25 protein-coding genes and 1 pseudogene are annotated in these 25,465 nt (G+C 57.4%); 19 read left to right on the top strand and 7 right to left on the bottom strand.

Translation table 11 applies throughout. From position 1 onward, the window contains the following. Positions 1-19 precede the first annotated feature (19 nt). From AABB87_RS03180 to trpS, 3 genes are read right to left on the bottom strand one after another with little or no spacing between them, the layout of a single operon-like run. On the bottom strand, positions 20-1,423 hold the full coding sequence (locus AABB87_RS03180) for an MATE family efflux transporter (RefSeq protein WP_341969793.1): 1,404 nt from the start codon (positions 1,421-1,423) through the stop codon (positions 20-22). Beyond that, entirely contained in the window at positions 1,420-1,887 is a 468-nt protein-coding gene (locus tag AABB87_RS03175) for a DUF3717 domain-containing protein (protein WP_341969792.1), read from the bottom strand. Before AABB87_RS03175 ends, AABB87_RS03180 begins: the two co-directional genes overlap by 4 nt. Positions 1,888-1,917: 30 nt before the next feature. After that, on the bottom strand, positions 1,918-2,946 hold the full coding sequence (gene trpS, locus AABB87_RS03170; protein ID WP_341969791.1) for a tryptophan--tRNA ligase: 1,029 nt from the start codon (positions 2,944-2,946) through the stop codon (positions 1,918-1,920). A gap of 58 nt (positions 2,947-3,004) precedes the next feature. Here trpS and purN point away from each other — a divergent pair, with 58 nt between their 5' ends. Further along, entirely contained in the window at positions 3,005-3,640 is a 636-nt protein-coding gene (gene purN, locus AABB87_RS03165; protein ID WP_341969790.1) for a phosphoribosylglycinamide formyltransferase, read from the top strand. Between the two features lie 25 nt (positions 3,641-3,665). Here the strand turns inward: purN and AABB87_RS03160 are convergent, their stop codons facing one another. After that, the gene (locus AABB87_RS03160) at positions 3,666-3,902 is read right to left on the bottom strand and encodes a DUF1653 domain-containing protein (protein WP_341969788.1); all 237 of its coding nucleotides are present in this window, start codon (positions 3,900-3,902) and stop codon (positions 3,666-3,668) included. A gap of 34 nt (positions 3,903-3,936) precedes the next feature. Here AABB87_RS03160 and AABB87_RS03155 point away from each other — a divergent pair, with 34 nt between their 5' ends. The 3 genes from AABB87_RS03155 (at position 3,937) to AABB87_RS03145 (ending at position 7,299) form a co-directional block, all read left to right on the top strand. Further along, a complete protein-coding gene (locus AABB87_RS03155; protein WP_341969786.1) occupies positions 3,937-5,196 on the top strand; it encodes an RsmB/NOP family class I SAM-dependent RNA methyltransferase in 1,260 nt (419 codons plus the stop codon). A gap of 208 nt (positions 5,197-5,404) precedes the next feature. Next, entirely contained in the window at positions 5,405-6,631 is a 1,227-nt protein-coding gene (locus tag AABB87_RS03150) for a DesA family fatty acid desaturase (protein ID WP_341969785.1), read from the top strand. 155 nt (positions 6,632-6,786) lie between these two features. Continuing rightward, positions 6,787-7,299: a DUF3016 domain-containing protein gene (locus AABB87_RS03145; RefSeq protein WP_341969783.1), complete on the top strand. Its 513-nt coding sequence runs from the start codon at positions 6,787-6,789 to the stop codon at positions 7,297-7,299. Positions 7,300-7,403: 104 nt separating this feature from the next. Here the strand turns inward: AABB87_RS03145 and rpmG are convergent, their stop codons facing one another. The 3 genes from rpmG to trxB all read right to left on the bottom strand — a co-directional run bounded on the left by rpmG (position 7,404) and on the right by trxB (position 9,267). After that, entirely contained in the window at positions 7,404-7,571 is a 168-nt protein-coding gene (gene rpmG / locus AABB87_RS03140; protein WP_058719936.1) for a 50S ribosomal protein L33, read from the bottom strand. A 41-nt stretch (positions 7,572-7,612) separates the two neighbouring features. After that, positions 7,613-7,846, bottom strand: a complete 234-nt coding sequence (rpmB, locus tag AABB87_RS03135) for a 50S ribosomal protein L28 (protein ID WP_058719935.1) — start codon at positions 7,844-7,846, stop codon at positions 7,613-7,615. Positions 7,847-8,307: 461 nt separating this feature from the next. Then, positions 8,308-9,267 carry a thioredoxin-disulfide reductase gene (trxB, locus tag AABB87_RS03130; RefSeq protein WP_341969781.1) on the bottom strand — a complete coding sequence of 320 codons (960 nt, stop codon included), beginning with the start codon at positions 9,265-9,267 and terminating at the stop codon, positions 8,308-8,310. Positions 9,268-9,441: 174 nt separating this feature from the next. Between trxB and AABB87_RS03125 the strand changes: the two genes are divergently transcribed. From AABB87_RS03125 to AABB87_RS03055, 15 genes and pseudogenes are all read left to right on the top strand, one after another. Further along, positions 9,442-10,107: a Crp/Fnr family transcriptional regulator gene (locus AABB87_RS03125; RefSeq protein WP_058719933.1), complete on the top strand. Its 666-nt coding sequence runs from the start codon at positions 9,442-9,444 to the stop codon at positions 10,105-10,107. 88 nt (positions 10,108-10,195) lie between these two features. Next, on the top strand, positions 10,196-12,559 hold the full coding sequence (locus AABB87_RS03120) for a DNA translocase FtsK (RefSeq protein ID WP_341969777.1): 2,364 nt from the start codon (positions 10,196-10,198) through the stop codon (positions 12,557-12,559). A 19-nt stretch (positions 12,560-12,578) separates the two neighbouring features. Further along, entirely contained in the window at positions 12,579-13,202 is a 624-nt protein-coding gene (gene lolA / locus AABB87_RS03115) for an outer membrane lipoprotein chaperone LolA (protein WP_341970258.1), read from the top strand. Between the two features lie 18 nt (positions 13,203-13,220). Continuing rightward, a pseudogene (locus tag AABB87_RS03110) lies at positions 13,221-13,613 on the top strand (AAA family ATPase); the annotation flags it as partial. Between the two features lie 40 nt (positions 13,614-13,653). Then, positions 13,654-14,961 carry a replication-associated recombination protein A gene (locus AABB87_RS03105; RefSeq protein ID WP_341969774.1) on the top strand — a complete coding sequence of 436 codons (1,308 nt, stop codon included), beginning with the start codon at positions 13,654-13,656 and terminating at the stop codon, positions 14,959-14,961. Positions 14,962-14,991: 30 nt separating this feature from the next. Further along, a complete protein-coding gene (locus AABB87_RS03100; RefSeq protein WP_341969773.1) occupies positions 14,992-15,744 on the top strand; it encodes a hypothetical protein in 753 nt (250 codons plus the stop codon). 8 nt (positions 15,745-15,752) lie between these two features. Next, complete coding sequence (locus AABB87_RS03095; RefSeq protein WP_341969772.1) at positions 15,753-16,415, top strand: PIN domain-containing protein; 663 nt, start codon at positions 15,753-15,755, stop codon at positions 16,413-16,415. Then, complete coding sequence (locus tag AABB87_RS03090) at positions 16,405-17,049, top strand: hypothetical protein (protein ID WP_341969771.1); 645 nt, start codon at positions 16,405-16,407, stop codon at positions 17,047-17,049. The genes AABB87_RS03095 and AABB87_RS03090 overlap by 11 nt, the downstream gene beginning before the upstream one ends. After that, positions 17,046-17,486: a hypothetical protein gene (locus AABB87_RS03085; RefSeq protein ID WP_341969770.1), complete on the top strand. Its 441-nt coding sequence runs from the start codon at positions 17,046-17,048 to the stop codon at positions 17,484-17,486. Before AABB87_RS03090 ends, AABB87_RS03085 begins: the two co-directional genes overlap by 4 nt. 247 nt (positions 17,487-17,733) lie before the next feature. Beyond that, a complete protein-coding gene (locus AABB87_RS03080; RefSeq protein ID WP_341969769.1) occupies positions 17,734-20,394 on the top strand; it encodes a DNA methyltransferase in 2,661 nt (886 codons plus the stop codon). Beyond that, positions 20,387-22,312, top strand: a complete 1,926-nt coding sequence (locus tag AABB87_RS03075; protein ID WP_341969768.1) for a DEAD/DEAH box helicase — start codon at positions 20,387-20,389, stop codon at positions 22,310-22,312. The genes AABB87_RS03080 and AABB87_RS03075 overlap by 8 nt, the downstream gene beginning before the upstream one ends. Positions 22,313-22,315: 3 nt before the next feature. Further along, complete coding sequence (locus AABB87_RS03070) at positions 22,316-23,482, top strand: GIY-YIG nuclease family protein (protein ID WP_341969766.1); 1,167 nt, start codon at positions 22,316-22,318, stop codon at positions 23,480-23,482. 11 nt (positions 23,483-23,493) lie between these two features. Next, a complete protein-coding gene (locus AABB87_RS03065; RefSeq protein WP_341969764.1) occupies positions 23,494-23,661 on the top strand; it encodes a hypothetical protein in 168 nt (55 codons plus the stop codon). 63 nt (positions 23,662-23,724) lie between these two features. Further along, entirely contained in the window at positions 23,725-24,165 is a 441-nt protein-coding gene (locus tag AABB87_RS03060; RefSeq protein ID WP_341969763.1) for a LexA family protein, read from the top strand. Between the two features lie 3 nt (positions 24,166-24,168). Beyond that, the gene (locus AABB87_RS03055) at positions 24,169-25,464 is read left to right on the top strand and encodes a Y-family DNA polymerase (protein WP_341969762.1); all 1,296 of its coding nucleotides are present in this window, start codon (positions 24,169-24,171) and stop codon (positions 25,462-25,464) included. Position 25,465 lies beyond the last annotated feature (1 nt).

The raw sequence follows: 25,465 nt of genomic DNA, 5'->3' as shown, positions 1-25,465 counted from the left end.
CTCAAGCCTCACGTCGATCTCAAATCTGCCCGGCTGCCTCGCGGCCATGCACCCAGGCCAAGAAGCCACTCAAACCCAGCGCGGCCGATACCAGCCCGGCCGTAGCGGCCGACCAAAAGCCGCGCGCACCGTGGAATTCCGCCGGCACCCAGGCGGTGTCGCCAAACGCCAGCCAGTAGCCGCCGCCCAAGCCCAGGCCCCAGAGCGCCAGGGCATAAACCACCATGGGCACGACAGCAATGCGGTGGGCCCGTAGCACAAAGGCCGCCACGGTTTGGCCAGCATCGCCGATGTGGAAGACCCACACCCACAGCAGCAAGGGCATGGCGGCGGCGATGATGACCGGGTCCTGGGTATAAAAGCCCAGCACCTGCTCGCGGGCGAAAAACACCAGCGCGCCAAGGCAAAAAGCCAGGGCCAGCGCAATCTCCAGGCTGTGCCAACCCAGGCGGCGTGCATCCGCCGCGTCATGCGCGCCGACTCGCTGGGCCACCAGCGTCTGGGCCGCATTGCCCAGGGCCAGCGGCGCCATGAACATCAGCGAGACCAGATTGACCGCTACCTGATGCCCCGCCACCGGCGTGGTGCCCAGGCGGGCGATGAAGATGGCCATGAAGGTGAAGCCGGTCACCTCGATCAAGATGCCTGCGCCCATCGGGATGCCCAGCTTCAACAAGGCCTTGATGTCGGCCGCGCGGGGTGCGTGCAGGCCAGTGCCGTGCAGGCCAAAGCTGGCGTAAAAGCCATCGCGGCGCAGCCAGACCAGGGCGATCAGCGCCTGCGCCCACATCACCAGGGCGGTGGCAATGCCGCAGCCCACGGCGCCCAGCGGAGGCATCTGCATGCCCCCAACGCTGAAGCCATAAATCAGCAAAGCGGTCAGCGGCACCTTCAGCGCCAAGCCGACGAGCTGCATGGCCATCACCGCCTTGGGGCGGGACACGGCTGTGTTGAAGCCGCGAAAAGCGGTGAACAGCAGGGCAGCGGGCAGACTCAGGGCCAGGGCCTGCAAATAGCCGCGCACCTTGGCGGCGACTTTAGGGCTGGCGTGCGAGCTGGCCAAAAAAGGTTCGGGAAACAGCAGCACCAAGCAGCCCAGCACCGACAAGCCCAAAGCCAGCCACACGGTTTGGTGCAGTTGCTCGCCGGCTTCATTCAGCTTGCGGGCGCCAAATAGCTGCCCGGCAATCGGTGAGATGGCCAGCACCACGCCCATCAAGCCCACGAACACGGTGATGTAAATGGCCGCGCCGACGGCCAGCGCCGCCAAATCGGTGGCGGAGTAACGTGCCACCAGCACGGTGTCCACCGTGCTGAAGGCCAACACCGCGACCTGGCCGATGAATACTGGCCAAGCCAAGGGCGCCAGGCGGCGGAGGGTGTCCAGATGGCCTGGCGCGGCGGGCGCCGTCGTGCCCGTCAAGACTTGACCCCGGGCTGCGATGGGGAGGGGGATGGTGCCTGGGGATGATCGACGCCGGTGAACTCGCGTGCACGCTCGGCATAGCGGTTGAAGCGCCAGGCGGTGGCTTCGATGGAAATGCGGCGCCAGGTGACGCGCTTTTCTGCGGGGCTCATCACCGGCCAGTTCTGCACTTCGTCAAAAGTGCGGCCGCAGCCCTTGCACAGCTCGTCGCCCTGGCTGGTGGAGCAAATGGCGATGCAGGGCGCGTCGGGCGTGCTGTCGTACCACTGCATCCAGGCTTCGAGTGCGGCGGCGGGCATGCTGGCGTCATCGCATTCGGTCTCGCGGTAATAGACCAACTGGCCGTAGACCTCCGCCAGGGCGCAGACCTCGGCGCAGGCCTGCAGGCCGTCGGCGGAGGGCTGGCGCTCGCGCCACCAGTTGATGGCGGATTCGATGTCGGTGATGTGGATGCCGGCCATGCTTGCTTCGGGAGAGTTCTGCGGCCGCATTCAGTAGGCCAGGCCCATGGCCGTGCGCACCTCGCGCAGGGTTTTGCGGGCAACGGCGCGGGCGCGCTCGGTGCCCACTTCCACAATCCACTGCACTTGCTTGGGGTTGGCCAAAAAGGCCTCGGCGCGCTCGCGCCAGGGCTTTTGCTCGGCCTGAATTGCTTCGATCAAGGGCTTTTTGCAGTCCAGGCAACCGATGCTGGCCTTGCGGCAGCCTTCGCTGGCCCAGGCTTGCGTGCTGGCATCACTGTAGAGCTGATGCAAGGGCCAGACCGGGCAGCGGCTGGGCTCACCGGGGTCGCTGCGGCGCACGCGCTGTGGGTCGGTGGGCATGGTGCGTACTTTTTCATCCACCACCTCGGGGCCGTCGCGCATAGCGATGGCATTGCCGGCGCTCTTGCTCATTTTCTGGCCGTCCAGGCCGGGCAGGCGTGGTGTGGCCGTCAGCAGCTCTTGCGGCTCGGGCAGGATGGCGCGCTCGGGCGAATAAATGCGGTTGAAGCGGCGCGCCACTTCGCGGGTCACTTCCACATGGGCGGTCTGGTCTTCGCCCACCGGCACGCAGGCGGCCTTGTAGATCAAGATGTCCGCCGCTTGCAGCAGCGGGTAGCCGAGAAAACCGTAGGTGGCGCCTTCGCCGTTGGGCCGGTTCTTCTCGAGCTGGTCTTTGTAGCTGGGGATGCGCTCCAGCCAGGCGGCGGGCGTGCTCATCGCCAGCAGCGTGAACAGCTCGGCATGCTCGGGCATGCGGCTTTGAATGAAGAGGGTGGCTTGCTCGGGGTCGATGCCGGCGGCCAACCAGTCCACGACCATGTCGTAGACATTGCGCTCAATCGTGCTGCGGTCTTGGTAATGGGTGGTCAGCGCATGCCAGTCGGCCACGAAGAAAAAGCAGTCGTGTGTGGCCTGTAGGTTGACCCAATTCTTCAGGGCGCCGTGGTAATGGCCAAGGTGCAGGGCGCCGGTGGGGCGCATGCCGGAGAGCACGCGCGGGCGGCTGCTCAGGGTATCGGTGGGGGCTTCTGACATGGGTTGGCATTGTAGGGAGGTGTTGTGGTCGGGCGCCCTTGGCCTACACTTCGGCCCCATGAAAAACATCGTGATTCTGATCTCCGGCCGCGGCTCAAATATGGAGGCCATCGTGCGCGCTTGCGCGTCCGAGGCCTGGCCGGCGCGCATTGCCGCCGTGATCAGCAATCGGCCCGATGCGGCGGGCTTGGCCTTTGCGCAAGCGCATGGCATCGCCACGGCGGTGGTTGATCACAAGGCCTTCAGTGGCCCGCAAAAGCGCGAGGAATTTGATGCCGAGTTGCAGCGTGTGATCGACGGCTTCACGCCTGATCTGGTGGTGCTGGCAGGCTTTATGCGCATTCTCACGCCCGGCTTCACGGCGCACTATGCCGAGCGCATGCTCAATATCCACCCGTCTTTGCTGCCAGCGTTCACTGGCTTGCACACCCATGCGCGTGCCCTGGAGATGGGCTGCAAATTCGTCGGGGCAACCGTGCACTTCGTCACCGCCGAGTTGGACCACGGCGCCATCGTGGCGCAGGCGGTGGTGCCGGTGCAGGCAGGGGATGATGAAGGCAGCTTGTCGGCCCGGGTGCTCAAGCTGGAACACCGCATGTATCCGGCGGCGGTGCGCTGGTTTGTGCAGGGACAGTTGGCGCTGGAAAACGGCCTAGTGCGCCAGTTGGCGGGCGAGGCTCAGGCCTTCAGCTGAGTTTCAGCTGAAATCCAACTGAATTTCAGTCAATAGGCAGGAAGCGCTGCACGGTCTGACTCGCCACCTCCAGCGTGCCAAAAAACATGGCGTGTGGCCGCACCCACAGGCCGGTGGCGTTGTAGAGCGGGCGGTAAACCACCAAGGGCTCCAGCGTTTCACTGTGGCGGGCCACGCCGATCACCTCGTATTCGCCACCCTTGTAGTGGCGGTAGCGGCCCAGCTTTGTGGCGGGCAATGCGGGCAAGTCGTCATCATTCATTGGGCTTGTGCTCAGGTGCTGGGATAATCGGGGCATGCATCCTAATGCCCTCCTTGAAATGAGCAGCGAACTTCTGCGTGAAGTTCTCAAACTCGACGCGCCTGCAGACACCGTGGTGTCCGCCTTTTTCCGTCAACACAAAGGCCTTGGCCAGCGTGAGCGCCACGCTTTGGCCGAGACAACTTACGCCGTTCTGCGCCGCCGCCCGCTCTGGCAGCATCTGGCGCAGTCAGGCCGTGGCCCGACCGAGCGCCGCCTGGCGATTCTGGCCTGGCAAGGCAACGACACCTTTTTGCGCGGAGCCCTGACGCCGCAAGAACAGGAATGGTTGCAGCAGGTGCAGGCCATCGATCAAAGCAGCCTGCCGGCCAAGTTGCAGCACAACCTGCCCGAATGGTTGGCCGCGCCCTTGCTGGAACGCTTAGGCGAAGAGCAGTTCTGGGCCCTGGCCAATGCGATGAACGAGCCCGCACCGCTGGATCTGCGCGTCAATACGCTCAAGAACAAGCGCGAAGAAGCGCAAGCCGTGCTGGCTGCCGCCAATATCCAGGTCGAGCCCACGCCGTTCTCGCCACTGGGTTTGCGCATTCCGGGCAAGCCTGCCTTGAACAAGTTGGAGTTGTTCACCGGCGGCGGCGTTGAGGTGCAGGACGAAGGCAGCCAGTTGCTGGCCTTGATGCTGGACGCCAAGCGCAGCGAAATGGTGGTGGACTTCTGCGCAGGTGCTGGCGGCAAGACCTTGGCCTTGGGTGATGCCATGCGCAACACCGGCCGCTTGTATGCCTTTGATGTGTCGGGCCATCGCTTGGCTTCGCTCAAGCCGCGCCTGGCGCGCAGTGGCTTGTCCAATGTCTATCCGACTCAAATCGCGCATGAGCGTGACGAGCGCATCAAGCGCTTGGCCGGCAAGATCGATCGGGTGCTGGTTGACGCGCCTTGCTCTGGACTGGGTACGCTGCGCCGTAACCCTGACCTCAAGTGGCGCCAAACGCCGCAGGCGGTGGCAGAGTTGCAGGTCAAGCAGGCGGCTATTCTGGCCAGCGCCGCGCGCTTGCTAAAACCCGGTGGCCGCTTGGTTTACGCCACGTGCAGCTTGCTGGATGCCGAGAATGAGGTGATCGCGCAGCAGTTCGAGGCCGCCCATCCGCAATTCACCAAATTGCCGGCTGGTGAAGTCTTGAGCAAAGCGCACGTCAACCGCGCCGATGAGTTGGTGGAAAATGGCTATCTGCGCCTGTGGCCCCATCGCCATCAGACCGATGGCTTCTTTGCGGCCGTCTGGCAGAAAAACTAAGCCCGCGCGATCGACATGGCTTGATTTGGCTCAGCCAGCCGGCCGACGGAAGGGCTGGGAGTTTTGGGTCATGTCCTCTACAATCGTTGGACAAATTTTCCAAGCAAGGTGTGCACGGTCGTCCCATAAAAGCGACATGTCCGCCCCGAGGGAGCATCCGGTGAATTCGATCTCAGAATGAAGCGCCGGCTACCAGTTTAAGGATCGAATGAACCTCTTGACGACGATACATGACGGCCTTGTGGCTTGGCTCAGCAACGGCTTGCTCGATGCCAGCGCATGGCAAATAGTTATCTACACCTTGGTCGTGACCCACTTCACGATTCTGGGTGTGACCATTTTCTTGCACCGTGCGCAGGCGCACCGTGCCTTGGATTTGGGCCCCATTCCGGCGCACTTCTTCCGCTTCTGGTTATGGTTGACCACCGGCATGGTGACCAAGGAATTTGTCGCCGTTCACCGCAAGCACCACGCCAAGTGCGAGACCGAAGAGGATCCTCACAGCCCGCAAACGCGCGGTCTGAAGGCCTTGCTCTTGACCGGTGTGGAGTTGTATCGCGCCGAAGCCAAGAACCCGGAGACCGTGACCAAGTATGGTCTTGGTACGCCTAACGACTGGATTGAGCGCAATCTCTACACCCGCTATTCCTGGCAAGGTGTTGGCCTGATGCTGATCATCAATCTGGCCTTGTTCGGCGCGATCGGTGCCACGATCTGGGCGATCCAGATGGCCTGGATTCCGGTTTGGGCGACGGGCGTGATCAACGGCATTGGCCACTTCTGGGGCTACCGCAATTTCGAAGCACCCGATGCATCGACCAATGTTTCACCCTGGGGCATCTTGATCGGTGGTGAGGAGTTGCATAACAACCATCACACCTACCCGACCTCGGCCAAGTTCTCGGTCAAGCCTTTCGAGTTCGACATTGGCTGGGGCTATATCCGTGCCTTTGAAATGCTGGGTTGGGCCAAGGTGCGCAAGACTGTGCCCAAGCTGCTGACGGGCGCCATCAAGCCGGCCGATAAGCAGACGCTTGAGGCCATCATCGCCAATCGCTACGAAGTCATGGCCAGCTATCGCCGTGGTCTGAAGGCGGCTTGTGCGGCCGAGTTGGCCAAGCTGAAGGCGCAAGGTGAAGAGCACAGCGCGCAGTGGGCCCAGTTCAAGGCCGCGAAGCGTTGGCTGCATCGTGATGAGGACCGTATCCCTGCCGACTTGCTGCCTCAACTGGCGGGCGCCCGTGCGGCGAGTCCCGCCCTGGACAAGCTGATGACGATGCGCGAAGAGTTGCGTCAACTCTGGACCCGCACCAATGTCTCGGCCGAACAGTTGGTTAGCGACTTGCAGGCTTGGTGCCGGCGCGCGGAAGAGAGCGGCATTGCTGAATTGCGGGCCTTCTCGATGAGCTTGCGTCAGGCCCGCATGGCGGCCTGAGTTGCCTCTTGAGACTTCGTCTGGCTTAGTCTGCTTGGGTTGACGGGCAAAGTAAGTTCACAAAGCCGGCACAGAAAGGGCACCCAAGTGGGTGCCCTTTTTCATGGCTGGCGCCTAGACTTGGGCATGACTTGTTTTAAAGAGGAGATCGACCGATGAAGCTCAAAACTAGACAGGCAATTTCCATGGCGGTGTTGAGTGGCACTCTGCTGCTTGCAAGTGCGGCGCAGGCGCATGTGGAAGTGCGTTTTCTTGAGCCGCAAAAGTTCTCCGATGTGGGGCGTTCGACAGTGGATCGGGAGCGTGTGCTGGCGGACGTACAAGCGCATCTACGGGCCTTGGGTGACCGCTTGCTGCCGGGTCGGGACCTGGTGATCGAAGTGAGCGATGTGAATTTGGCTGGCGAGCTTGAGCCGCATGGCCGTTCGATGGAGATGCTGCGCGTGATGCGAAATGTGACCATCCCGTCGATGGAGTTGCGCTACACGCTCAGCGAAGGCGGCAAGGAGTTGCGCTCGGCCAAGGTTCGCTTGCAAGATATGGGCTATCTGGACAGCTTTAACCGCGTGGATGGCAATGACTCGCTGCGTTACGAGAAGAAGATGATGGACGACTGGTTTGCCAAGGAGTTCGCGGCCGAAATTGCGGCAAGCAAACAGGCGAAGTAATACTCCAGGCAAGCAATGGGCTTGCCCAATGAAAAAACCCCGCCAGCTTGCGCTGCGGGGTTTTTTGTGAGGCTGGCGAAGCAGCCCCGGCAGTCAAGGCTGAATTACTTCAGCTTGATTTCCTTGTACAGAACATGCTTACGAGCCTTGGGGTCGAATTTCATGAATTCGAGCTTGCCGGTCGTGGTCTTCTTGTTCTTGTCGGTCGTGTAGAAGTGACCCGTACCTGCGGTCGACTCCAACTTGATCTTTTCGCGTGCGCCTTTTGCCATGATTTTGTCCTTGCTATATCAGTTCTAGATCAGGGCTTGGCTTACAGCTCGCCCTTGGCGCGCAGATCGGCCACGACTTTTTCGATGCCGACTTTGTCGATCAAACGCAGGGCAGCATTGCTGATGCGCAGACGAACCCAGCGGTTCTCGGTCTCCAGGAAAAAGCGGCGGTACTGCAGATTAGGCAGAAAGCGACGCTTGGTTTTGTTATTGGCGTGAGAAACATTGTTTCCCACCATGGGCTTCTTGCCCGTGACTTGACAGACGCGTGCCATGACGCTTCTCCTGTATCGAAATATTGACCAGCCAACCCAGCTTGCTTTGCAAGCCGGCATTGACCACATGACCACTTATTACCTGCTAAACCCTTTGATTTGACTCATCGAGCGTGATCCATCCAGCAAGCAAGCCCGCGAGTATAGCGTAAAAGTGGGTGCTGCGCCAGGGCGGCTAGGCCGCGGCGTGAATCAGCTGGGCGCAGAGGTGGTCTTGACGGGTGAAGGGCAAGGCTGTTGAAGCCGTCCTTCGGGTGCACGGGTCCGACGGGAAGTCGTGTGCGAGTGGGGCGGGGTAGCTCGTAAGCCAAGTGTCACGGCAATCGCCAGTGAGGGTTTGCAGGTCAGCCCTGCGCGGCACCAGACCTTGCACGCATTCGTGGCGATACGGGCGACACGGGCGATAGCGTTGACGCAGTGGCCTGCACCGCCAAGAGTGCAGGCCACTGTTTATCAGTCCATCAGGCCTGTTCTTGTTCCAAGAAGCGCTGGGCATCCAGTGCGGCCATGCAGCCGGTGCCGGCGCTGGTGATGGCTTGGCGGTAGACATGGTCTTGCACATCGCCAGCGGCAAACACGCCAGGCACGCTGGTCATGGTGGCCATGCCGCTCAGGCCGCTCTTGGTGACGATGTAGCCGTCCTTCATCTCCAACTGACCCTTGAAGATGTCGGTGTTGGGCTGGTGGCCGATGGCGATGAAGCAGCCTTGCAGGGCCAGGTCTTGCGTGCTGCCGTTGGCGGTGCTCTTGATGCGCACGCCGGTGACGCCGCTCTGGTCGCCCAGCACTTCGTCCAGGGTGTTCCACAGATGCAGCACCACATTGCCGGACTTGGCCTTCTCGGTCAGCTTGTCGATCAGGATGGGCTCGGCGCGGAACTTGTCGCGGCGGTGAATCACATGCACCTTGCTGGCGATATTGGACAGGTACAGGGCTTCCTCGACGGCGGTGTTGCCGCCGCCGACCACGCAGACTTCCTGGCCGCGGTAGAAGAAGCCGTCGCAGGTGGCGCAGCCGCTGACGCCGCGGCCCATGAAGGCCTCTTCCGAAGGCAGGCCCAAGTATTTGGCCGAAGCGCCGGTGGCGATGATCAGGGCATCGCAGGTGTAGCTCGCGCTATCGCCCTTGAGGGTGAAGGGGCGCTTGGAGAAATCGACCTCGTTGATGTGGTCGAAGATGATTTGCGTTTGGAAGCGCTCGGCGTGTTCCTGGAAGCGCTGCATCAGTTCCGGGCCTTGCACGCCCATCACATCGGCAGGCCAGTTATCCACCTCGGTGGTGGTCATCAATTGGCCGCCTTGGGCCATGCCGGTCAGCAAGGTGGGCTTCAGATTGGCGCGGGCAGCATAGATCGCAGCGGTGTAGCCGGCAGGGCCGGAACCGAGAATCAGCAGCGAGTGGTGTTGGGTGGTTGAGCTCATGACATTACTATGGGGTTGTATCCCGCACACACAAGGCGCCTGGATCGGGTTTTTCCGCTGCAGATGGCATGTGATTGCAAGAAGGTATTGGCACAATCGCTGAGCGCATTTTAGGTACGCTTCATGCTTTGGGGTTTGTGCCGATTTCAAACCATTATTCAAAGGAGGCCGTTAATGGCAATGTTGTCCAATCTGGACCTGATCCGCAGGGTGCCTTTGTTTTCACTGCTGACGACCGATCAGGCGCAGTCCATTGCGGACAGTGTGGTCAAGCGGCGCTTCAAGCGCGGCGAGTTGATCGTTGAGCAGGGCACCAAGTCGAATGCCTTGTTCATTCTGCTGAATGGCCGAGCCCGTGTGTTGACGGCCGACACCCGTGGCCGCGAGGTGATTCTGGCGGTGCTGCAGCCCGGCGACTATGTGGGTGAGATGAGTTTGATCGACCACGAGCCTCATTCCGCGACGGTGCGCGCCGAGGTGCAAACCGATATGTTGGTGCTGGGCCGCCTGGAGTTTGCGCGCTGCCTGCCCGACACCAGCAGCTTGTCCTACGCCATTTTGCGTGGCTTGGTGGCGCGCTTGCGTAATGCGGATCGCCAGATTGAGTCCTTGGCTCTGCTTGATGTCTACGGCCGCGTGGCACGCACGTTGCTGGATATGTCGGAAGAGGAAAAAGGCCTGAAGATCATCCGTGGCAAGGTGTCGCGTCAAGACATGGCCAAGGTCGTGGGTGCATCGCGCGAGATGGTCAGCCGGGTGATGAAGGACCTGGAAGAGCGCGGCGTGATCGAGACTTTGGAAAATGGCTCGGTGGTCATCAAGGAACGCTTCCCTGATTGATTGCTTGAAGGCTTTGCGTCCGGCAGTGACCTTGTGCTGCGGTGGCTCGTTTGCGCAGGCCGCCTGAAACCTGCGCCACAATGGTGGCATGAGTTTTCCCCTGGGTTCCCTGCTGCGCGACGACGAGCTCGGCGCAAACGACAAAGTCTACAAACGGCAAGGCAAGAAGGGCGCTAGCGCGCCAGTCGCTCGCCACAACCCGCTGAGCACGCCGGTATGGTTGCTGCTGGGCGGTTTGCTGTGGTGCCTGGTCTTGTTGGCGATGCTGACCCGCGACCCTGCCGATGCCGCCTTTTCGAGCTCAGGCACGCATGCGCTCTACGGCAATCGCGTCGGCGCCTTGGGTGCATGGATTTCCGATCTGCTGTTGTTTAGTTTTGGCTATTCGGCCTGGTGGCTGCTGTTGGTGAGTTTGCGCCAGTGGCTCAGCGGCTTGGCCGGTTTGCTGAGGGCGGAAGCGCCAGCGCCTGAACGCTCGGCCGGACGCTATATCGCGCTCTGGGTCTTGGGCCTGCTGCTCTTGATGAGCGCCAGCTGTGCACTCGAGTGGACCCGTCTTTATTCCTTCGAGGCGCGCTTGCCAGGACATGCCGGTGGCGTGCTGGGTTATGCGCTCGGGCCCTGGAGCATGCGCGCCCTGGGCTTTGCGGGTTCGGGTGTGGTGTGGATTGCCTTGCTCCTGTTGGGCGCCGGCCTTGCGCTGCGCTTTTCCTGGCTGCGGCTCGCTGAGACCCTGGGCACGCGCCTTGATGAGTTTCGCGAGCGCCAGCAAGAACGTCGCGAGCAGGCCGAAGATCAACGCGTCGGCGAGCAGGCCGCGCAAGAACGTGAACATGTGGTGGAGGTGGAGCGCCAGGTGGTGGAAGAACACCATGTGCCCATCGTGATTGAGGCGCCCGTGGTGGAGGTGCCCAAGTCCACCCGCGTGGCCAAGGAGCGTCAGAAGACCTTGTTCGTGGACGCCAGCGATACCAAGCTGCCGCAGGTGGATCTGCTGGACACCGCGCCGCTGCGGGTGGAGTCGGTCACGCCCGAATCGCTTGAGATGACCTCGCGCATGATCGAGAAGAAGCTGCGCGACTTCGGCGTTGAGGTGCGCGTGGTGGCCGCCTCGCCCGGCCCGGTGATCACCCGCTACGAGATCGAACCCGCCACGGGCGTGAAGGGCTCTCAAATCGTGGGCTTGGCCAAGGATTTGTCGCGCAGCTTGAGCCTAGTGTCGATCCGGGTGGTTGAGACCATTCCCGGCAAGAACTTCATGGCTCTGGAGCTGCCCAATGCGCGGCGCCAGACCATCCGCCTGTCGGAAATTCTCGGCTCGCAGGTTTATGCCGATGCGTCCTCGCAGCTGACCATGGGCCTGGGCAAGGACATTGTTGGCCTGCCCGTGGTGGCTGACCTGGCCAAAATGCCGCACTGCCTGGTGGCTGGTACCACCGGCTCCGGTAAGTCGGTGGGCATCAATGCGATGATTTTGAGCCTGCTCTACAAGGCCGAAGCTCGCGATGTGCGCCTGATTCTGATCGACCCGAAGATGCTTGAAATGAGCGTCTACGAAGGCATCCCGCATTTGCTGGCCCCCGTCGTGACGGATATGAAGCAGGCCTCGAACGCGCTCAACTGGTGCGTGGGCGAGATGGAGCGGCGCTACAAGCTGATGAGTAAGCTGGGCGTGCGCAATCTGGCCGGCTACAACAAGAAAATCGACGAAGCCAGCGAACGCGGCGAACTCATTCCCAACCCCTTCAGCCTGACGCCGGAGATGCCCGAACCGCTGGAGCGCTTGCCCTTCATCGTCGTCGTCATCGACGAGTTGGCCGACCTGATGATGGTGGTGGGCAAGAAGATTGAAGAGCTGATCGCGCGCTTGGCGCAAAAAGCCCGTGCGGCCGGTATTCACCTGATTCTTGCCACCCAGCGACCCTCGGTGGATGTGATCACCGGCCTGATCAAGGCCAATATTCCGACCCGACTGTCCTTCCAGGTCAGCAGCAAGATCGACAGCCGCACCATCCTCGACCAGATGGGCGCCGAGGCCTTGTTGGGCATGGGTGACATGCTCTACATGCCCTCAGGCACCGGCCTCCCAATCCGTGTGCACGGCGCTTTTGTCAGCGACGAGGAGGTTCACCGCGTGGTGGAGTACCTGAAGTCGCAGGGCGAGCCCAATTACATCGAAGGCATTCTGGAAGGCGGCGTGCTAGAAGGTGAGGGCGGTGAGGCCGGCGGCGGTGGCGCGGGTGGGGAGGGTGAAGCCGACCCCATGTACGACCAGGCGGTGGCCATCGTTCTGCAGCATCGCCGGGCCTCCATCTCGCTGGTGCAGCGCCATCTGCGCATTGGCTATAACCGGGCGGCGCGCTTGCTCGAGCAGATGGAGAAGTCGGGCCTGGTGTCCAGTATGGGCACCAATGGCAATCGTGATCTGATCATTCCGAAGCGCGACGAGTAAAGCAGGTCAATCCATGAAGATGAAGTTGTTGAATCGAATCAAGTCGCTGGGCCTGGCCGGGCTGCTGATGCTGGCTGGCGCTGCCCAGGCCGATGGCGTTTCGGCCCTGAAAGACTTTGTGCGCGAGGTCAAAAGCGGGCGTGCCGAATTCACTCAGACCGTCAGCTCGCCCGACGGCGTGCGCAAAAAGATGTCCTCGGGCACGTTTGAGTTTCAGCGCCCCAATCAATTCCGTTTTGTCTACACCAAGCCGTTCGAGCAATTGATCGTTGCGGATGGTCAGAAGGTCTGGATCTTCGACCCCGACCTCAAGCAGGCCAGCTCGCGCCGCATGAATCAGGCCTTGGGTGCGACGCCTGCGGCCCTGTTGGCAGGCGGCAATCTGGAGCGCGATTTCAAACTCAAAGCCTTGGCCTCCGAAGGGGGCTTGGACTGGGTGCAGGCCGAGCCCAAGCTGGCGGACGGTGGCTTTCAGTCCTTGAAGATCGGCTTCAAGGGCTCCGTGCTGGCGGCGCTGGAGATCGTTGACGGTTTCGGTCAACGCTCGCGCTTGGACTTCTCGGCAGTCAATGCCAATGCCAGCGTGGCGGCCGAGCGATTTCGCTTCGTCTTGCCCGCCGGAGCCGATTTGATCGAGCAGTGAGTTAGCAGCTCAAGCCGCATGGATCTTTTCGCCGCCCAACCCACGCCGCCCTTGGCCGAGGCGCTGCGCCCGAGCACGCTGGATGAGGTCGTCGGTCAGTCCCATTTGCTGGGGCCGGGCAAGCCACTGCGCCTCGCCTTTGAGTCGGGCACGCCGCACTCGATGATTCTTTGGGGCCCGCCAGGGGTGGGTAAAACCACGCTGGCGCGGCTGACGGCCACGGCCTTCAAGTGCGAGTTCATTGCCTTGTCGGCCGTGTTCTCTGGCGTGAAAGACATCCGCGCCGCGATGGAGCAGGCCCAGCAATACCTGGCCCTGGGCAAGCGCACGATTTTGTTTGTTGACGAAATCCACCGCTTCAACAAGGCGGTCAAGTCCCTTGTAAATCAATGGCTTAGAGAATCGATTGTGCAAAAAATTGTGCTTGCACAACGAATTCAGGGGCCTAGCTATGCGTGATTTGTTCTCCCAAGAGCCAGCCGCCCCGCTGGCCGAAGGCCTGCGGCCAAAGACCTTGGATGAGGTCATTGGGCAGTCGCATTTGCTGGGTGAGGGCAAACCACTGAGGTTGGCTTTCAAGTCTGGCAAGCCCCATTCAATGATCTTCTGGGGGCCTCCGGGAGTTGGCAAGACGACTCTAGCCAGACTCACAGCCACCGCCTTTGATTGCGAATTCATTGCCTTGTCTGCCGTCTTCTCTGGTGTCAAAGACATCAGGGAGGCGATGGAAAAAGCTCAGCATTTCCTATCGCAAGGCAAGCACACCATCTTGTTCGTGGATGAGATCCACAGGTTCAATAAATCCCAACAAGATGCTCTTCTTCCTCATGTTGAATCTGGGCTATTCACCTTCATCGGAGCTACTACAGAAAACCCGAGCTTTGAGGTCAACTCAGCCTTGCTTTCGCGGGCTCAGGTCTATGTCCTGAAGTCTTTGTCTGACGAAGAGCTTCAGCAGCTTTTGAAGAGAGCACAGGACAAGGCCCTGAGTCATCTTCGCTTTGATGAGCAATCGACCAGCACCATCATTGGCTATGCCGATGGGGACGCAAGAAGGTTCTTGAATCTGCTGGAGCAATGCAACACAGCGGCTGGAGCGGCTGGCATTTCTGAGATCACGGCAGAGTTCATCACCAATGCCTTGAGCCTCAATGCAAGAAGGTTCGACAAAGGCGGGGACAACTTCTACGACCAGATTTCAGCCCTTCACAAGTCAGTTCGGGGCTCCAATCCTGATGGTGCTTTGTATTGGCTGACTCGCATGTTGGATGGCGGGGCCGATCCAAGATATTTGGCCCGTCGCATTGTTCGGATGGCATGGGAAGACATCGGCCTAGCCGACCCTAGAGCCATGCAAATTGCCAACGATGCTGCATTGACCTTTGAGCGGCTTGGAAGTCCTGAAGGTGAACTTGCACTTGGTCAGGCCGTTATTTATCTGGCAGTCGCAGCCAAGAGCAATGCGGGCTACAACGCATACAACGCGGCCAGAGCCTTCGTGAAGCAGGACAAGAGCCGTGAGGTTCCTGTACACCTTCGCAATGCACCTACCAAGCTCATGAAAGAGCTGGGCTATGGGCACGAGTACCGATATGCACATGATGAGCCCCATGCCTATGCTGCTGGAGAAACCTATCTCCCAGATGGCATGGCAGAGCCGAATTGGTATCAGCCCGTGCCCCGAGGTCTTGAGGTCAAGATAGGTGAGAAGCTTTCCTTCCTTCGCAAGCTTGATGAGGAAGCGGGGAAGGGCGGCTAGTAGTTAGAAAAAAGGGAGTGGCTGAAAAAAATGGACAACAGCCAAGTCAACTGGATCGTCGCTTTCAATCGCCTCTTCATGGCGATCAACAAGGATGGCACTCCGACCTATTGCAGTGGTCCGGGGTTTCTGAAGATGGTCAGCCAGGTCGATCCTGATTGCTTGACCTACTCGCAATTGATGGATGACCGGAAGCGTCGCGGCCTCAGTCAGAGCCGCAAAGACTACTTTCTGGACATCATCAAGGCTCTACCTGAGCCCCAGCGATTTCAGCTCTTCAGATTGTTCATTGAGGACTTGGAGCCTCACGACAAAGAAGCGGCAGAGGCCGTCAAGCAAGTTGTCTTTGGTGGCGGGCGAGCCGTTCCATTGACGATTGTTCCTTCGGACCTGTGGAACTCGGAGAAGCTGAACAACAGCCTCAAGGACATCGACCATGCCATCGATGTCCACCAGTACAACCGAGCAACCACCCTCAGCTACACATGCCTTGAAGGGCTCTACAAGGCATATGTCCGCAAGCATGTGCCTGAGCATTCGGGGCTGTCTGACCTCATCCCCTTGTGCAAGGTTGTGAAGGACGACATCAGCAAGAAGCTGCTGGCCAAAGGCCCGTTCCCTGTTGAGATCGTGAATGCCTTGCCGACCCTGACCAATGCGATTGCCAACTCTCGCAACGGCTTCAGCGAATCCCATTTCAACGACGACAGCCAGCGATGGCTTGCTGTGTTCGCCCGCGACCTGACGAACTCTGTTGGTCGCTTGTTGCTCAACTTCATCTAGGCCCGAGCATGACCAAGAAGCTCTTGCTCATTGACCTTGAGAACAAGCAAAAGGTCGATCTCTCACCGCTGGATGAGTCCTTCAAGGCCATCATCTTTGTTGGAGCCAATCAGAATCCGCCAAAGGCAGCTCGCAAGCCCGAGACAGCTCATCGGTTCAGTCGCGTGGATTTCTTGAAGATTTCCGGTGCTGGCAAGAATGCCTTGGACTTCCACATTGCTTTTGAGCTGGGCCGCACCTTCGAGACTGCCCCTCAGACTGAATGCTTTGTCTTGAGCAGCGACAAGGGCTTTGACCCATTGCTAAGCCACCTCAACAGCAACGGCATGACATGCCGAAGGATTGAGAGCATTGCTGAGCTGGTTCCCGTTGATGTGGTGCCAGTCGTTGATCCCAATCTTGTTGTCTGTCGACACTGCAAGAAGTCCAGCACGGTTCCTCATCATGGAGGGCACTGGTGCTCCAACTGCGGAAAGTTCGCCACACCACCTGATCCCAAGCTCTTGCCATCCAACCAGAAGGGCTACCAAGAGCCGAAGCGCGACTACGAGGTCTACCGGCCAATCATGTCTGTCTGTGGCTGGTGCCATCGGAACACCGATATGACCGGAGGCATCTACGACGATGGCGAATGGATGTGTGGCGACTGCATGAGCGGCTATGCCAACTGAACAACAGAAGAAAGAAATCAGTCTCTTGGACTACTCAGACCTCTACCGCCAGCAACTGGCTACTGCCATCGTTGAGTCTGGCAAGCTGGGCTTCGTCAGGCCCCCAATCATTTCCCCCGAAGAACGGATTTCTGATGATGTTCTGCGGGCTGCATCCCAGCTCACGGGAGAGCTATCAGGTCATCTTAGTCAGGTCATTCGGGGCTACTGGGGCAATTCGTGCCAAACCCTTTCGACCAACTTCTTTGCCCACCTGAACCTTGTCGGCATTCCGGCCAACATCGTTCTTGGTAATGTCATCGTCAACGGCACGGATGAGTTTGAAACGACCCTTGAAGGGCTGCAAGAAGAGGTGAGGGCAACGGAGCCATTGACGGGTGTTCAGAACGTCCATGCTTGGATTTGCTTGGGCGACGACACCATTGTTGATGCCGCACTGCCCCCTAGGCTTGCCAAGCTCTACAACGCCCCACCGAGCTTTGACGACATGATCTTTATCGGCAGGGCTGCTGAAATGGTGGGCAGGTACAAGGTTCAGTACATCCCGCTCTTGGTTGGCACTGAGTTCTTTGCCAAGACCAATCCACCCGATCCGATGGACTTACTCAATCAATTGAAGGGGCTTGGCCGATGAGCTACCAGTTCAAGAAAGTTGACTACGAAGACCTGAACTCTCGCCAACAGGAGAACTACAACTTCCAGAAGATTGCGGCTCACCTCGCGGACTACGGCTTCAACTGCATTCGCCTGTCTGACGATTGGCAAGGGGCTGACTTCATCGCTTGCCACCGTGACGGCCAGTCCTTCTTGAAGGTGCAGCTCAAGAGCCGGTTGTTCATCCAAAAGAAGTACAGCGGCAAAGACATCTACATCGCCTTCATCAATCGGAACAAGGACAAGACCGAGGATGTCTATGTCTACCCGCATGACATCGTGCAGAACGAGTTGCTTGCCCGTGGCGAAGAGAACGGAACCTTGAAGGAGTCTGTGTCTTGGAAGGAGCGTGGCGGCTATAGCTGGGGCTACCTGTCCAAGGGCATGCGAACCTTCATGACCAAGTACAAGGTCTGATCGTCAGTGCTACCCCTGAAGCTGCACGGCTCATGGCACTGCTAGACTCTGCCCCGAGCAACGCTCCCTGCTTTTCCTCCCTGAGCAGGTGCAACTTCGTGATGACAGCGAAGAGGCATTCAAGCCCTGACCCCTCTGTGTGGTCGGGGCTTTTTCTTTTTGTCGCGCGACATGCGGATTTCTCGGCATGTTGACAGGCTTCTCTTCCTGCATACTTGACCCTCTCAGGGATGAATGATTAGAAAATATGAATATTGCTCAGATAGAAGAGAAGGTGAAAAGCCTCGTCCAACAGATCAATCATGAGAGCTTCCTCTTTGATTTGTTGGACTGCTATGGCAAGCCAAAGGCTTCAATCACTCGGTTGAAGATGGTTGGGAAGGGTAGCTACAACCTTTCCAAATCAGATGACGAAGTGCTGTGGAAGAAGCAGGTTTTCTTCAAGTCCACAGACAGCACGCAGCTCTTGTCTGTCATCGACGACATGAAAGATTCGGAGGTTGTTGAGAAGCACCAGCCCCGATTCATCATAGCCATCAATGCTACTCATTTGTTGGCGATTGATACAAGAACTGAAGACACTCTCGACATCCCTCTGTCGGAGTTAAATAAGAAGTTTGACTTCTTCCTGCCTTGGGCCGGAATGGAGAAAACTCAAGTTCAGGGTGAAAATCCAGCCGATGTCAGAGCCGCCGAGAAGATGGCGAAGCTCTTTGACTTGCTTCGTGCTGACAATCCCGCCAACACACGTCAAGAGATTCATTGGCAGAACGTTTTTCTGTCAAGAATTTTGTTCTGCTACTTCGCTGAAGATACAGGAATCTTCAAGCAGAAGCTTTTTACCAATCACATCGCATCGCACACCTCAGAGTCAGGTGAGGATCTTTCGGACTATTTGAGTCGTGCCTTTGATGTGATGAACAAGGAAAGTCGGGAGGGTGTCCCAGACTATCTTGATTTTCCATATGTTAACGGCGGACTCTTTGCAGACAACCTGCCGGTGCCGAAGTTCAGTAGGAAGTCTCGTGCCATGCTCATTGAGTGTGGTGCAGACCTAAATTGGTCGGAGATCAATCCAGACATCTTCGGCTCAATGATTCAGGCGGTAGTCGACCCGAGTCAACGGGGCAATATGGGCATGCACTACACGTCCGTGCCCAACATCATGAAAGTCATTGAGCCCCTGTTTCTCACTGATCTTCGTAGTGAGTTTGAGAAGCACTACGAAAGCAAGTCCAAGCTTGAGCAGTTGCTTTTTAGAATCGAGAACCTGAAGATTTTTGATCCTGCCTGCGGATCTGGAAATTTTCTTATCATTGCCTACAAAGAGCTTAGGCAGCTAGAGATTGATATCTTTCAACGGATTCAAGAGCTGTCAAAGGGTGGCTTGATTGCTCTTTCAAGAATAAAACTGTCCCAGTTCTACGGAATTGAGCTTGATGACTTTGCTCATGAGATTGCAATTCTCTCTCTTTGGCTAGCAGAGCATCAGATGAACCAGAAGTTCAAGGCTGTGTTTGGCTACGCGAGTCCAGCTTTGCCTCTGAAGAGCAGCGGTAACGTCATTTGCAAAAGCTCAAATCAGGTGAATTGGCCGGACTTCTGCAAACCTGCTGCTAATGCTGAAATTTACGTGCTTGGAAATCCGCCATATCTTGGTGCGAGAACCCAAGACGAGGATCAGAAAGCCGAGATGCGGCAAGTTCTGGGGCATCTGGATGGTGTCAACAGCCTGGACTTCATTGCTACTTGGTTCTACAAGGGAGCAGCCTATGTGCGTGACGGAGCCAAGGGAGTGGCATTTGTCAGCACGAATTCGATCACTCAAGGAGAACAGGTCGCATTGCTTTGGCCGCACATTCTTGAAGAGTTGGATGTCTGCATCAACTTCGCACACACATCCTTTAAGTGGTCGAACAATGCCAAGAATAAAGCTGGTGTTACCTGTGTGGTGATAGGTCTAGCTCAAGGCTCTATTAGCAAGCGAACTTTGTTCAGCGGTGATTTTTCGCAAGAAGTGGCAAATATTTCGCCGTATCTGACTGCCACCAAAAACACCTATATCTACAAGCGAACGACGCCACTTTCCCGACTTCCTGAAATGGCCTATGGCAACCAGCCTATCGAGGGCGGGTTCTTGATCTTGACTCCAGAAGAGAAAGAGCAATTGGTAGCGGCAGACCTTAGGGCGAAAAAATTCATTAAACCACTCATTGGTGGCAATGAATTCTTGAAGAATTTGGAAAGATGGTGCATCTGGATTGAAGATGGCGAGCTTAGTGAGGCTCTTGCGATTCCAGCGATTAAAACTCGTATTGAGTCGGTAAGAAGCTTCAGAGAGAACGGGGGGCAGGTTGCAAGTTCCCTCGTGGAGCGTTCACATCAGTTTAGATATCGCCATAGGGCAAAGAAGTCTTTCATTCTTCTTCCCTGCACATCGTCTGAAAAGCGTGACTATTTACAGCTTGGCTTCTTTGACTATAATTATTTGACAACACATTCGGCTCAGATTTTGTATGACGCTGATCCTTTTGTTTTTGGAGTGATTTCGTCGCGGGCACACATGCTTTGGACTAAGGCGGTCGGGGGCTGTCTAGAGTCGCGTATTCGGTACTCGAATGTTCTTTGCTACAACAACTTCCCGATTCCTGATATTTCGGAGAAGAAGAAGGAGCAAATCCGCAATTGTGTGTTTGAAGTTCTGGCTAAGCGTGAGCAATATCCAGAGCGAAAAATCTCTGATCTTTATGACCCTGACAAAATGCCGCCTGACCTCCTAGAGGCTCACAAGCAACTTGATCTTGCTGTCCTTGCTTGTTACGACCGTACAGAGTTCAAGAACGATGACGATCTCTTGACCTACCTGTTTAAGCTCTACGAAAAGATGACGGAGGCTAAGAGTGCCTAATATTGTTGATGTCACCTATGCCCAGACAGGCAAAAGCACGAGCACGAACAAATATGGCATGCGGGAAATGCAAGAGCGGGCCTTTGAGGCTCGCAATGCCCAGTACCTGTTGCTCAAGGCACCTCCAGCTTCTGGTAAGTCCAGAGCCTTGATGTTCATCGCACTGGACAAGCTCATCAATCAGGGCGTGTCCAAAGCCATCATCGCCGTGCCAGAGCGGTCTATTGGTGGGTCATTTGACTCGGTAGAGCTGAGCAAGTTTGGCTTCTTCTCGGACTGGACAGTCGAGCCGAAGAACAATCTCACCACGCCTGGCGGCGACAAGAGCAAGGTCAATGCTTTCGTCGACTTCTTGAAGGGCACAGACAAGATCCTGATTTGCACTCATGCGACTCTGAGGTTCGCATTTGAGGCTACGGAAGAGTCTGACTTTGACAATGTGCTTCTCGCCATTGACGAGTTTCATCATGTGTCCGCTGACGGTGAGAACCGGCTAGGTGAGCTGCTTCGCTCCGTCATGGCGAAGTCCGATGCCCACATCGTGGCAATGACTGGCTCCTACTTCCGTGGCGACAGCATTCCCGTGCTGCTGCCCGAAGACGAAGCCCAGTTCACCAAGGTCACATACAACTACTACGAGCAGCTAAACGGCTACACCTTCCTGAAGTCGCTGGGCATCGGATACCACTTCTACCAAGGCAAGTACACGACGGCCATTGGTGAGGTGTTGGATACCGACAAGAAGACCATCCTGCACATTCCCCGACCTCAGTCAGGCGAGTCCACCCAAGAAGGGAAGTACGAAGAGGTGAACCGCATCTTGGATGTCATTGGTGTTGTCTCGCACCGTGATCCCAAGACGCAGTTTCTTCATGTGAAGAGGCATGGCGACGGCAAGGTCATCGTCGTCGCGGACTTGGTGGACGACGAATCAGGCCCGCTTCGGGACGAGATTCTGAACAACCTTCGCAAGCTTCAGAAGCCGGAGGATGTGGACGTCATCATCGCCCTCGGAATGGCAAAAGAGGGCTTCGACTGGAAGTTCTGTGAGCATGCCCTAACCGTTGGCTATCGCGGCTCGCTGACTGAGATCATCCAGATCATTGGCCGGTGTACTCGTGATAGTGAGAACAAGAGCCATGCCCAGTTCACCAATCTGATCGCTCAACCTGATGCTGCCGATGACCTTGTGCGGCTCTCGGTGAACAACATGCTGAAGGCCATCACATGTTCTCTGCTAATGGAGCAGGTCTTGGCCCCGAACTTCAAGTTCAAGACCAAGGTCAGTGACGACGATGAAAGCACTGACACTGAAATCAAGGTTCGGGGCTTGAAGGAGCCTTCATCCAAGCGGGTCAAAGACATCATCGAGTCGGACTTGAATGACCTGAAAGCCGCGATTCTTTCTGACGACAAGATCGTCAAAGCCTTGCCTGGAAATGTTGACCCTGAGGTCATCAACAAGGTGATGATTCCGAAAATCATCAAGATCAAGTACCCCGAGTTGACTGAAGCGGAAGTCGAGGAAGTTCGTCAGCATGTCGTCGTTGACTCCGTGATCAAGAATGGCGAAATCAAGCAGGAGGGGGACAAGCGTTTTGTTCGGATGGCCGACAAGTTCATCAACATCGATGACCTACACATTGACTTGATTGACCGCGTGAATCCCTTCCAGAAGGCTTTTGAAATCCTGTCCAAGTCGCTGACCACCAAGGTCTTCAAAGTCATTCAAGACACGATTGAAGCTACCCGTGTCCAGATGAGTGATGAAGAGGCCGTGTTGCTCTGGCCGAAGATCAAAGAGTTCGTGAAAACCCACAGCCGCGAACCCAACATTTCCTCTCTCGATCCGCTTGAGCGGCGGATGGCCGATGCCGTGGTCTACCTCAAGGCACAGCGGCGACAGCAAGGGGTCTAAGCCGTGGAAAAGGACGCACTGCTGAAGATTCTGCAAGACGATGAACTTGGACTGCTCACCGTTAAGCCCAAGCGGTCAGGTGCGACCCCTGATGACCGTTTGCTCGCTTCCTTTCAGCAAATCAACGACTTCTTCAGGAAGCATGGCAAGGAGCCGACTTCCAACCCGAGTGACATCCTTGAGTTCCAGCTATTCAACCGCCTGAAGGGCTTCAGAGCCAGTCAAGAGAAGTGCGAAGCATTGAAGGATGCCGACGAGTTCAACTTGCTTCAGTTCGTTGAGCCACCTAAGGCCATCACCTCGGTTGCCGACATCTTTGCCGATGACACTTTGGGCCTTCTGGACAACGAGGCTGCAAGCATCTTCGACCTCAAGAATGTTCCCGTCCCGAGGGACATGCCTGAGAAGATCGCTCAGCGAAAACGCTGCGAGGACTTTGAGCAGTTTGAACCGCTGTTCAAGCAGTGCCATGCTGAGCTGGCATCAGGTGTTCGGGAGGCTCGCAGCTTCACCGGAGAGCAGCAGATTCAGCCTGGTCATTTCTTCATTCTTAACGGCATAACAGCTTATGTCGCTGAGGTGGGTGAGAAGGAAGTGAAGAACGGCAAGGTCAATGCACGGCTGCGATGCATCTTCGAAAACGGAACCGAGTCGAACATGCTGCTTCGCTCGCTTGCGACAGAGCTGTATAAGGACGAGACAGGCCGACGCATTCTTGACCCCACTGAAAAGGCACTTGAAGCACTGGAGCAGATCAAGGCTGAAGATGAGAAATCTGGCTACCTCTATGTCCTTCAGTCCCTGAGTGTTGTCCCTGAAATTGCAGCCATAAAAAATCTCTACAAAATTGGCTACTCGACAACACCTGTTCAGGAGCGGATCAAAAACGCTGCTGAAGAGCCAACGTACTTGATGGCGAAGGTAAAGGTCATTGCTGTCTTCGAGTGCTACAACCTCAACCCTCAGAAGTTTGAGCTGATGTTGCACACCTTCTTCGGCAAGGCTTGCTTGAATGTTGATGTCTACGACAAGCAGGGCAAACGAGTCTCGCCTAGAGAGTGGTTTGTGGCCCCTTTGCACATCATCGAAGCCGCAGCGAACATGCTCATCAGCGGCGACATTCTGAACTACCGATACGACCCCGATTCGCAGAGCATCGCGGAGAGATAGGAGGGCAGGGTATGGCTAAAGGAACCAAAGCAGGCATCGGAGAAATTCCAGCCCCGATTCCATTGAAGGAACGGCTCTTCAAGAAGCTGAACAGCCAAGGCCAACCCCTCAGTAAGGCCGAGCTTGAACAAGCCAGCAAGACGAGGCCCAAGCCCCTTCCGAAGTCCGAAAACGGCTGATGGCCGGTTGCTTCTGCCAAGTCTTCACTGGTCCTCAGTGGCCGCAGCTCTTATACTGTATGAATGTACAGTATTGAGGCCAGCCAACCGCCAGAGCCATTGAGGCCAACCCAGCTCCATGCCTTCGACGTGCAGGCCAAGGTGCCCGCTGGTTTTCCGTCGCCGGCTGAAGACCTTGGGGCCAAGAGGATTGATGTCCTTGAGCACCTGATCCGCCACCCTCAGGCCACCTACCAGATGGTCATCAAGGGTGATTCCATGCGTGACGAGGGCATCTTTGATGGCGATGTCATCTTGGTTGACCGAGCGATCACCCCTCGCTCAGGCCATGTCGTGGTCGCAGTAGTTGATGGCGAGTTCGTTTGCAAGAAGCTCTACATCCGAGCTGGCCGCATGAAGCTCAAGGCAGCGAACCCGACCTATGCAGACATCATCCCCAAGGACGGCCAGACCGTCGAAATCTGGGGTGTTGTCCTGACTGCCTTCAAGAAGTTTGCCCTGTGAACCATGTTCGCACTGGTCGATGGGAACAACTTCTATGTCTCATGTGAGAGGGTCTTCCGACCTTCTCTGAATGGCCTGCCTGTTGTTGTCCTGAGCAACAACGATGGGTGCGCGATTGCCAGATCGAATGAGGCCAAGGCTATCGGCATAAAGATGGGCCAGCCCTATTTCCAGTTCCGAGGATTGGAAGAGACTCATGGCCTTGTGGTGCTGTCTGCCAACTTCGCTCTCTATGGTGACTTGAGCGACAGGGTTGCTAGCCTGGTCGCTGGACTCGGCCCAAGCCACGAGGTCTATTCCATTGATGAGAGCTTCGTTGACCTAACGGGTCTTCGTTGCGATCTGGAAGAACGAGCCCGCAGGCTCAGGCAAAGAATTCTTCAGTGGGTTGGCATCCCTTGTGGTGTCGGCATTGGCCCGACCAAGACCCTTGCAAAGCTCGCCAACCATGTTGCCAAGACAGCAGAGAGGAAGCCGGGCAGTTACCCAGAGAAGTTGGCTCAGGTCTGCGACTTCAGCAGGCTCAATCGGGACGAGCTGGCCGATATTCTTAAAGCCACTGATGTAGGCGAGGTCTGGGGTGTTGGCCCCCGCATTTCTGAACAGCTCAAAGAGGCTGGAATCAGGACGGTCTACGAGCTGACAAGACTTGACCCCGCGACCGTTCGCGCAAGGTGGAGTGTTGTGTTGGAGAGGACTGTTCGGGAGCTGCAAGGAACCCCGTGCATCAGCCTAGAAGAGGTCGCACCGAACAAGAAGGAGATTGCTTGCACCAGGTCATTTGGAAAGCCCGTGGAGGGCTACAAAGACCTTGAAGAGGCTGTCACCGAGTTCGCTTCACGAGCAGCGGAGAAGCTGAGGAAGCAGGGCAGTGTTGCGGCCCAGGTCCTTGCCTTCGTTCGCACGAGTCCATTCAGGAAGTGCGAGCAGTACAGCCGCAGCATGACGATTCCACTTCGCAGGCCAACGAACGACACCCGCCCCATCGTTCAAGCCGCCTTGATGGCATTGAGGGCCATCTACAAGCCGGGATTCCTGTTGGCAAAGGCTGGAGTCATGCTGATGGAGCTGACCCCTGACACCGTGAGTCAAGGGGAGTTGGATCTCGAGGACCAAGAGCCCGACAACGGCAAGCTCATGACGGCCGTCGACAACCTCAATGGTCGCTTCGGCAAGGGCACGGTCTTGGTTGCCTCTGCTGGTCTTGAAGGAGATCGCCGCAACTGGTCAATGAAGCAGCTCAGGCGAACCCCTGCCTACACAACCAGATGGGAAGACATGCCCATTGCAAGGGCCTGAG

The organism is Roseateles sp. PN1, assembly GCF_038419725.1.
Classification (GTDB): Bacteria; Pseudomonadota; Gammaproteobacteria; order Burkholderiales; family Burkholderiaceae_C; genus Paucibacter_A.
This window is presented reverse-complemented; position numbering and strand designations above follow the sequence as displayed.

What these genes read in the sequence shown, in the direction of transcription:
- AABB87_RS03095 (WP_341969772.1), top strand. Translation starts at nt 15,753, where the DNA reads ATGACCAAGAAGCTCTTGCTCATTGACCTTGAGAACAAGCAAAAGGTC.
- AABB87_RS03065 (WP_341969764.1), top strand. Translation starts at nt 23,494, where the DNA reads ATGGCTAAAGGAACCAAAGCAGGCATCGGAGAAATTCCAGCCCCGATT.
- AABB87_RS03100 (WP_341969773.1), top strand. Translation starts at nt 14,992, where the DNA reads ATGGACAACAGCCAAGTCAACTGGATCGTCGCTTTCAATCGCCTCTTC.
- rpmG (WP_058719936.1), bottom strand. Translation starts at nt 7,571, where the DNA reads ATGGCAAAAGGCGCACGCGAAAAGATCAAGTTGGAGTCGACCGCAGGT.
- AABB87_RS03120 (WP_341969777.1), top strand. Translation starts at nt 10,196, where the DNA reads ATGAGTTTTCCCCTGGGTTCCCTGCTGCGCGACGACGAGCTCGGCGCA.
- AABB87_RS03080 (WP_341969769.1), top strand. Translation starts at nt 17,734, where the DNA reads ATGAATATTGCTCAGATAGAAGAGAAGGTGAAAAGCCTCGTCCAACAG.
- AABB87_RS03145 (WP_341969783.1), top strand. Translation starts at nt 6,787, where the DNA reads ATGAAGCTCAAAACTAGACAGGCAATTTCCATGGCGGTGTTGAGTGGC.
- lolA (WP_341970258.1), top strand. Translation starts at nt 12,579, where the DNA reads ATGAAGTTGTTGAATCGAATCAAGTCGCTGGGCCTGGCCGGGCTGCTG.
- AABB87_RS03175 (WP_341969792.1), bottom strand. Translation starts at nt 1,887, where the DNA reads ATGGCCGGCATCCACATCACCGACATCGAATCCGCCATCAACTGGTGG.
- AABB87_RS03060 (WP_341969763.1), top strand. Translation starts at nt 23,725, where the DNA reads ATGTACAGTATTGAGGCCAGCCAACCGCCAGAGCCATTGAGGCCAACC.
- trxB (WP_341969781.1), bottom strand. Translation starts at nt 9,267, where the DNA reads ATGAGCTCAACCACCCAACACCACTCGCTGCTGATTCTCGGTTCCGGC.
- AABB87_RS03125 (WP_058719933.1), top strand. Translation starts at nt 9,442, where the DNA reads ATGGCAATGTTGTCCAATCTGGACCTGATCCGCAGGGTGCCTTTGTTT.
- AABB87_RS03160 (WP_341969788.1), bottom strand. Translation starts at nt 3,902, where the DNA reads ATGAATGATGACGACTTGCCCGCATTGCCCGCCACAAAGCTGGGCCGC.
- trpS (WP_341969791.1), bottom strand. Translation starts at nt 2,946, where the DNA reads ATGTCAGAAGCCCCCACCGATACCCTGAGCAGCCGCCCGCGCGTGCTC.
- purN (WP_341969790.1), top strand. Translation starts at nt 3,005, where the DNA reads ATGAAAAACATCGTGATTCTGATCTCCGGCCGCGGCTCAAATATGGAG.
- AABB87_RS03085 (WP_341969770.1), top strand. Translation starts at nt 17,046, where the DNA reads ATGAGCTACCAGTTCAAGAAAGTTGACTACGAAGACCTGAACTCTCGC.
- AABB87_RS03150 (WP_341969785.1), top strand. Translation starts at nt 5,405, where the DNA reads ATGAACCTCTTGACGACGATACATGACGGCCTTGTGGCTTGGCTCAGC.
- rpmB (WP_058719935.1), bottom strand. Translation starts at nt 7,846, where the DNA reads ATGGCACGCGTCTGTCAAGTCACGGGCAAGAAGCCCATGGTGGGAAAC.
- AABB87_RS03105 (WP_341969774.1), top strand. Translation starts at nt 13,654, where the DNA reads ATGCGTGATTTGTTCTCCCAAGAGCCAGCCGCCCCGCTGGCCGAAGGC.
- AABB87_RS03090 (WP_341969771.1), top strand. Translation starts at nt 16,405, where the DNA reads ATGCCAACTGAACAACAGAAGAAAGAAATCAGTCTCTTGGACTACTCA.
- AABB87_RS03155 (WP_341969786.1), top strand. Translation starts at nt 3,937, where the DNA reads ATGCATCCTAATGCCCTCCTTGAAATGAGCAGCGAACTTCTGCGTGAA.
- AABB87_RS03055 (WP_341969762.1), top strand. Translation starts at nt 24,169, where the DNA reads ATGTTCGCACTGGTCGATGGGAACAACTTCTATGTCTCATGTGAGAGG.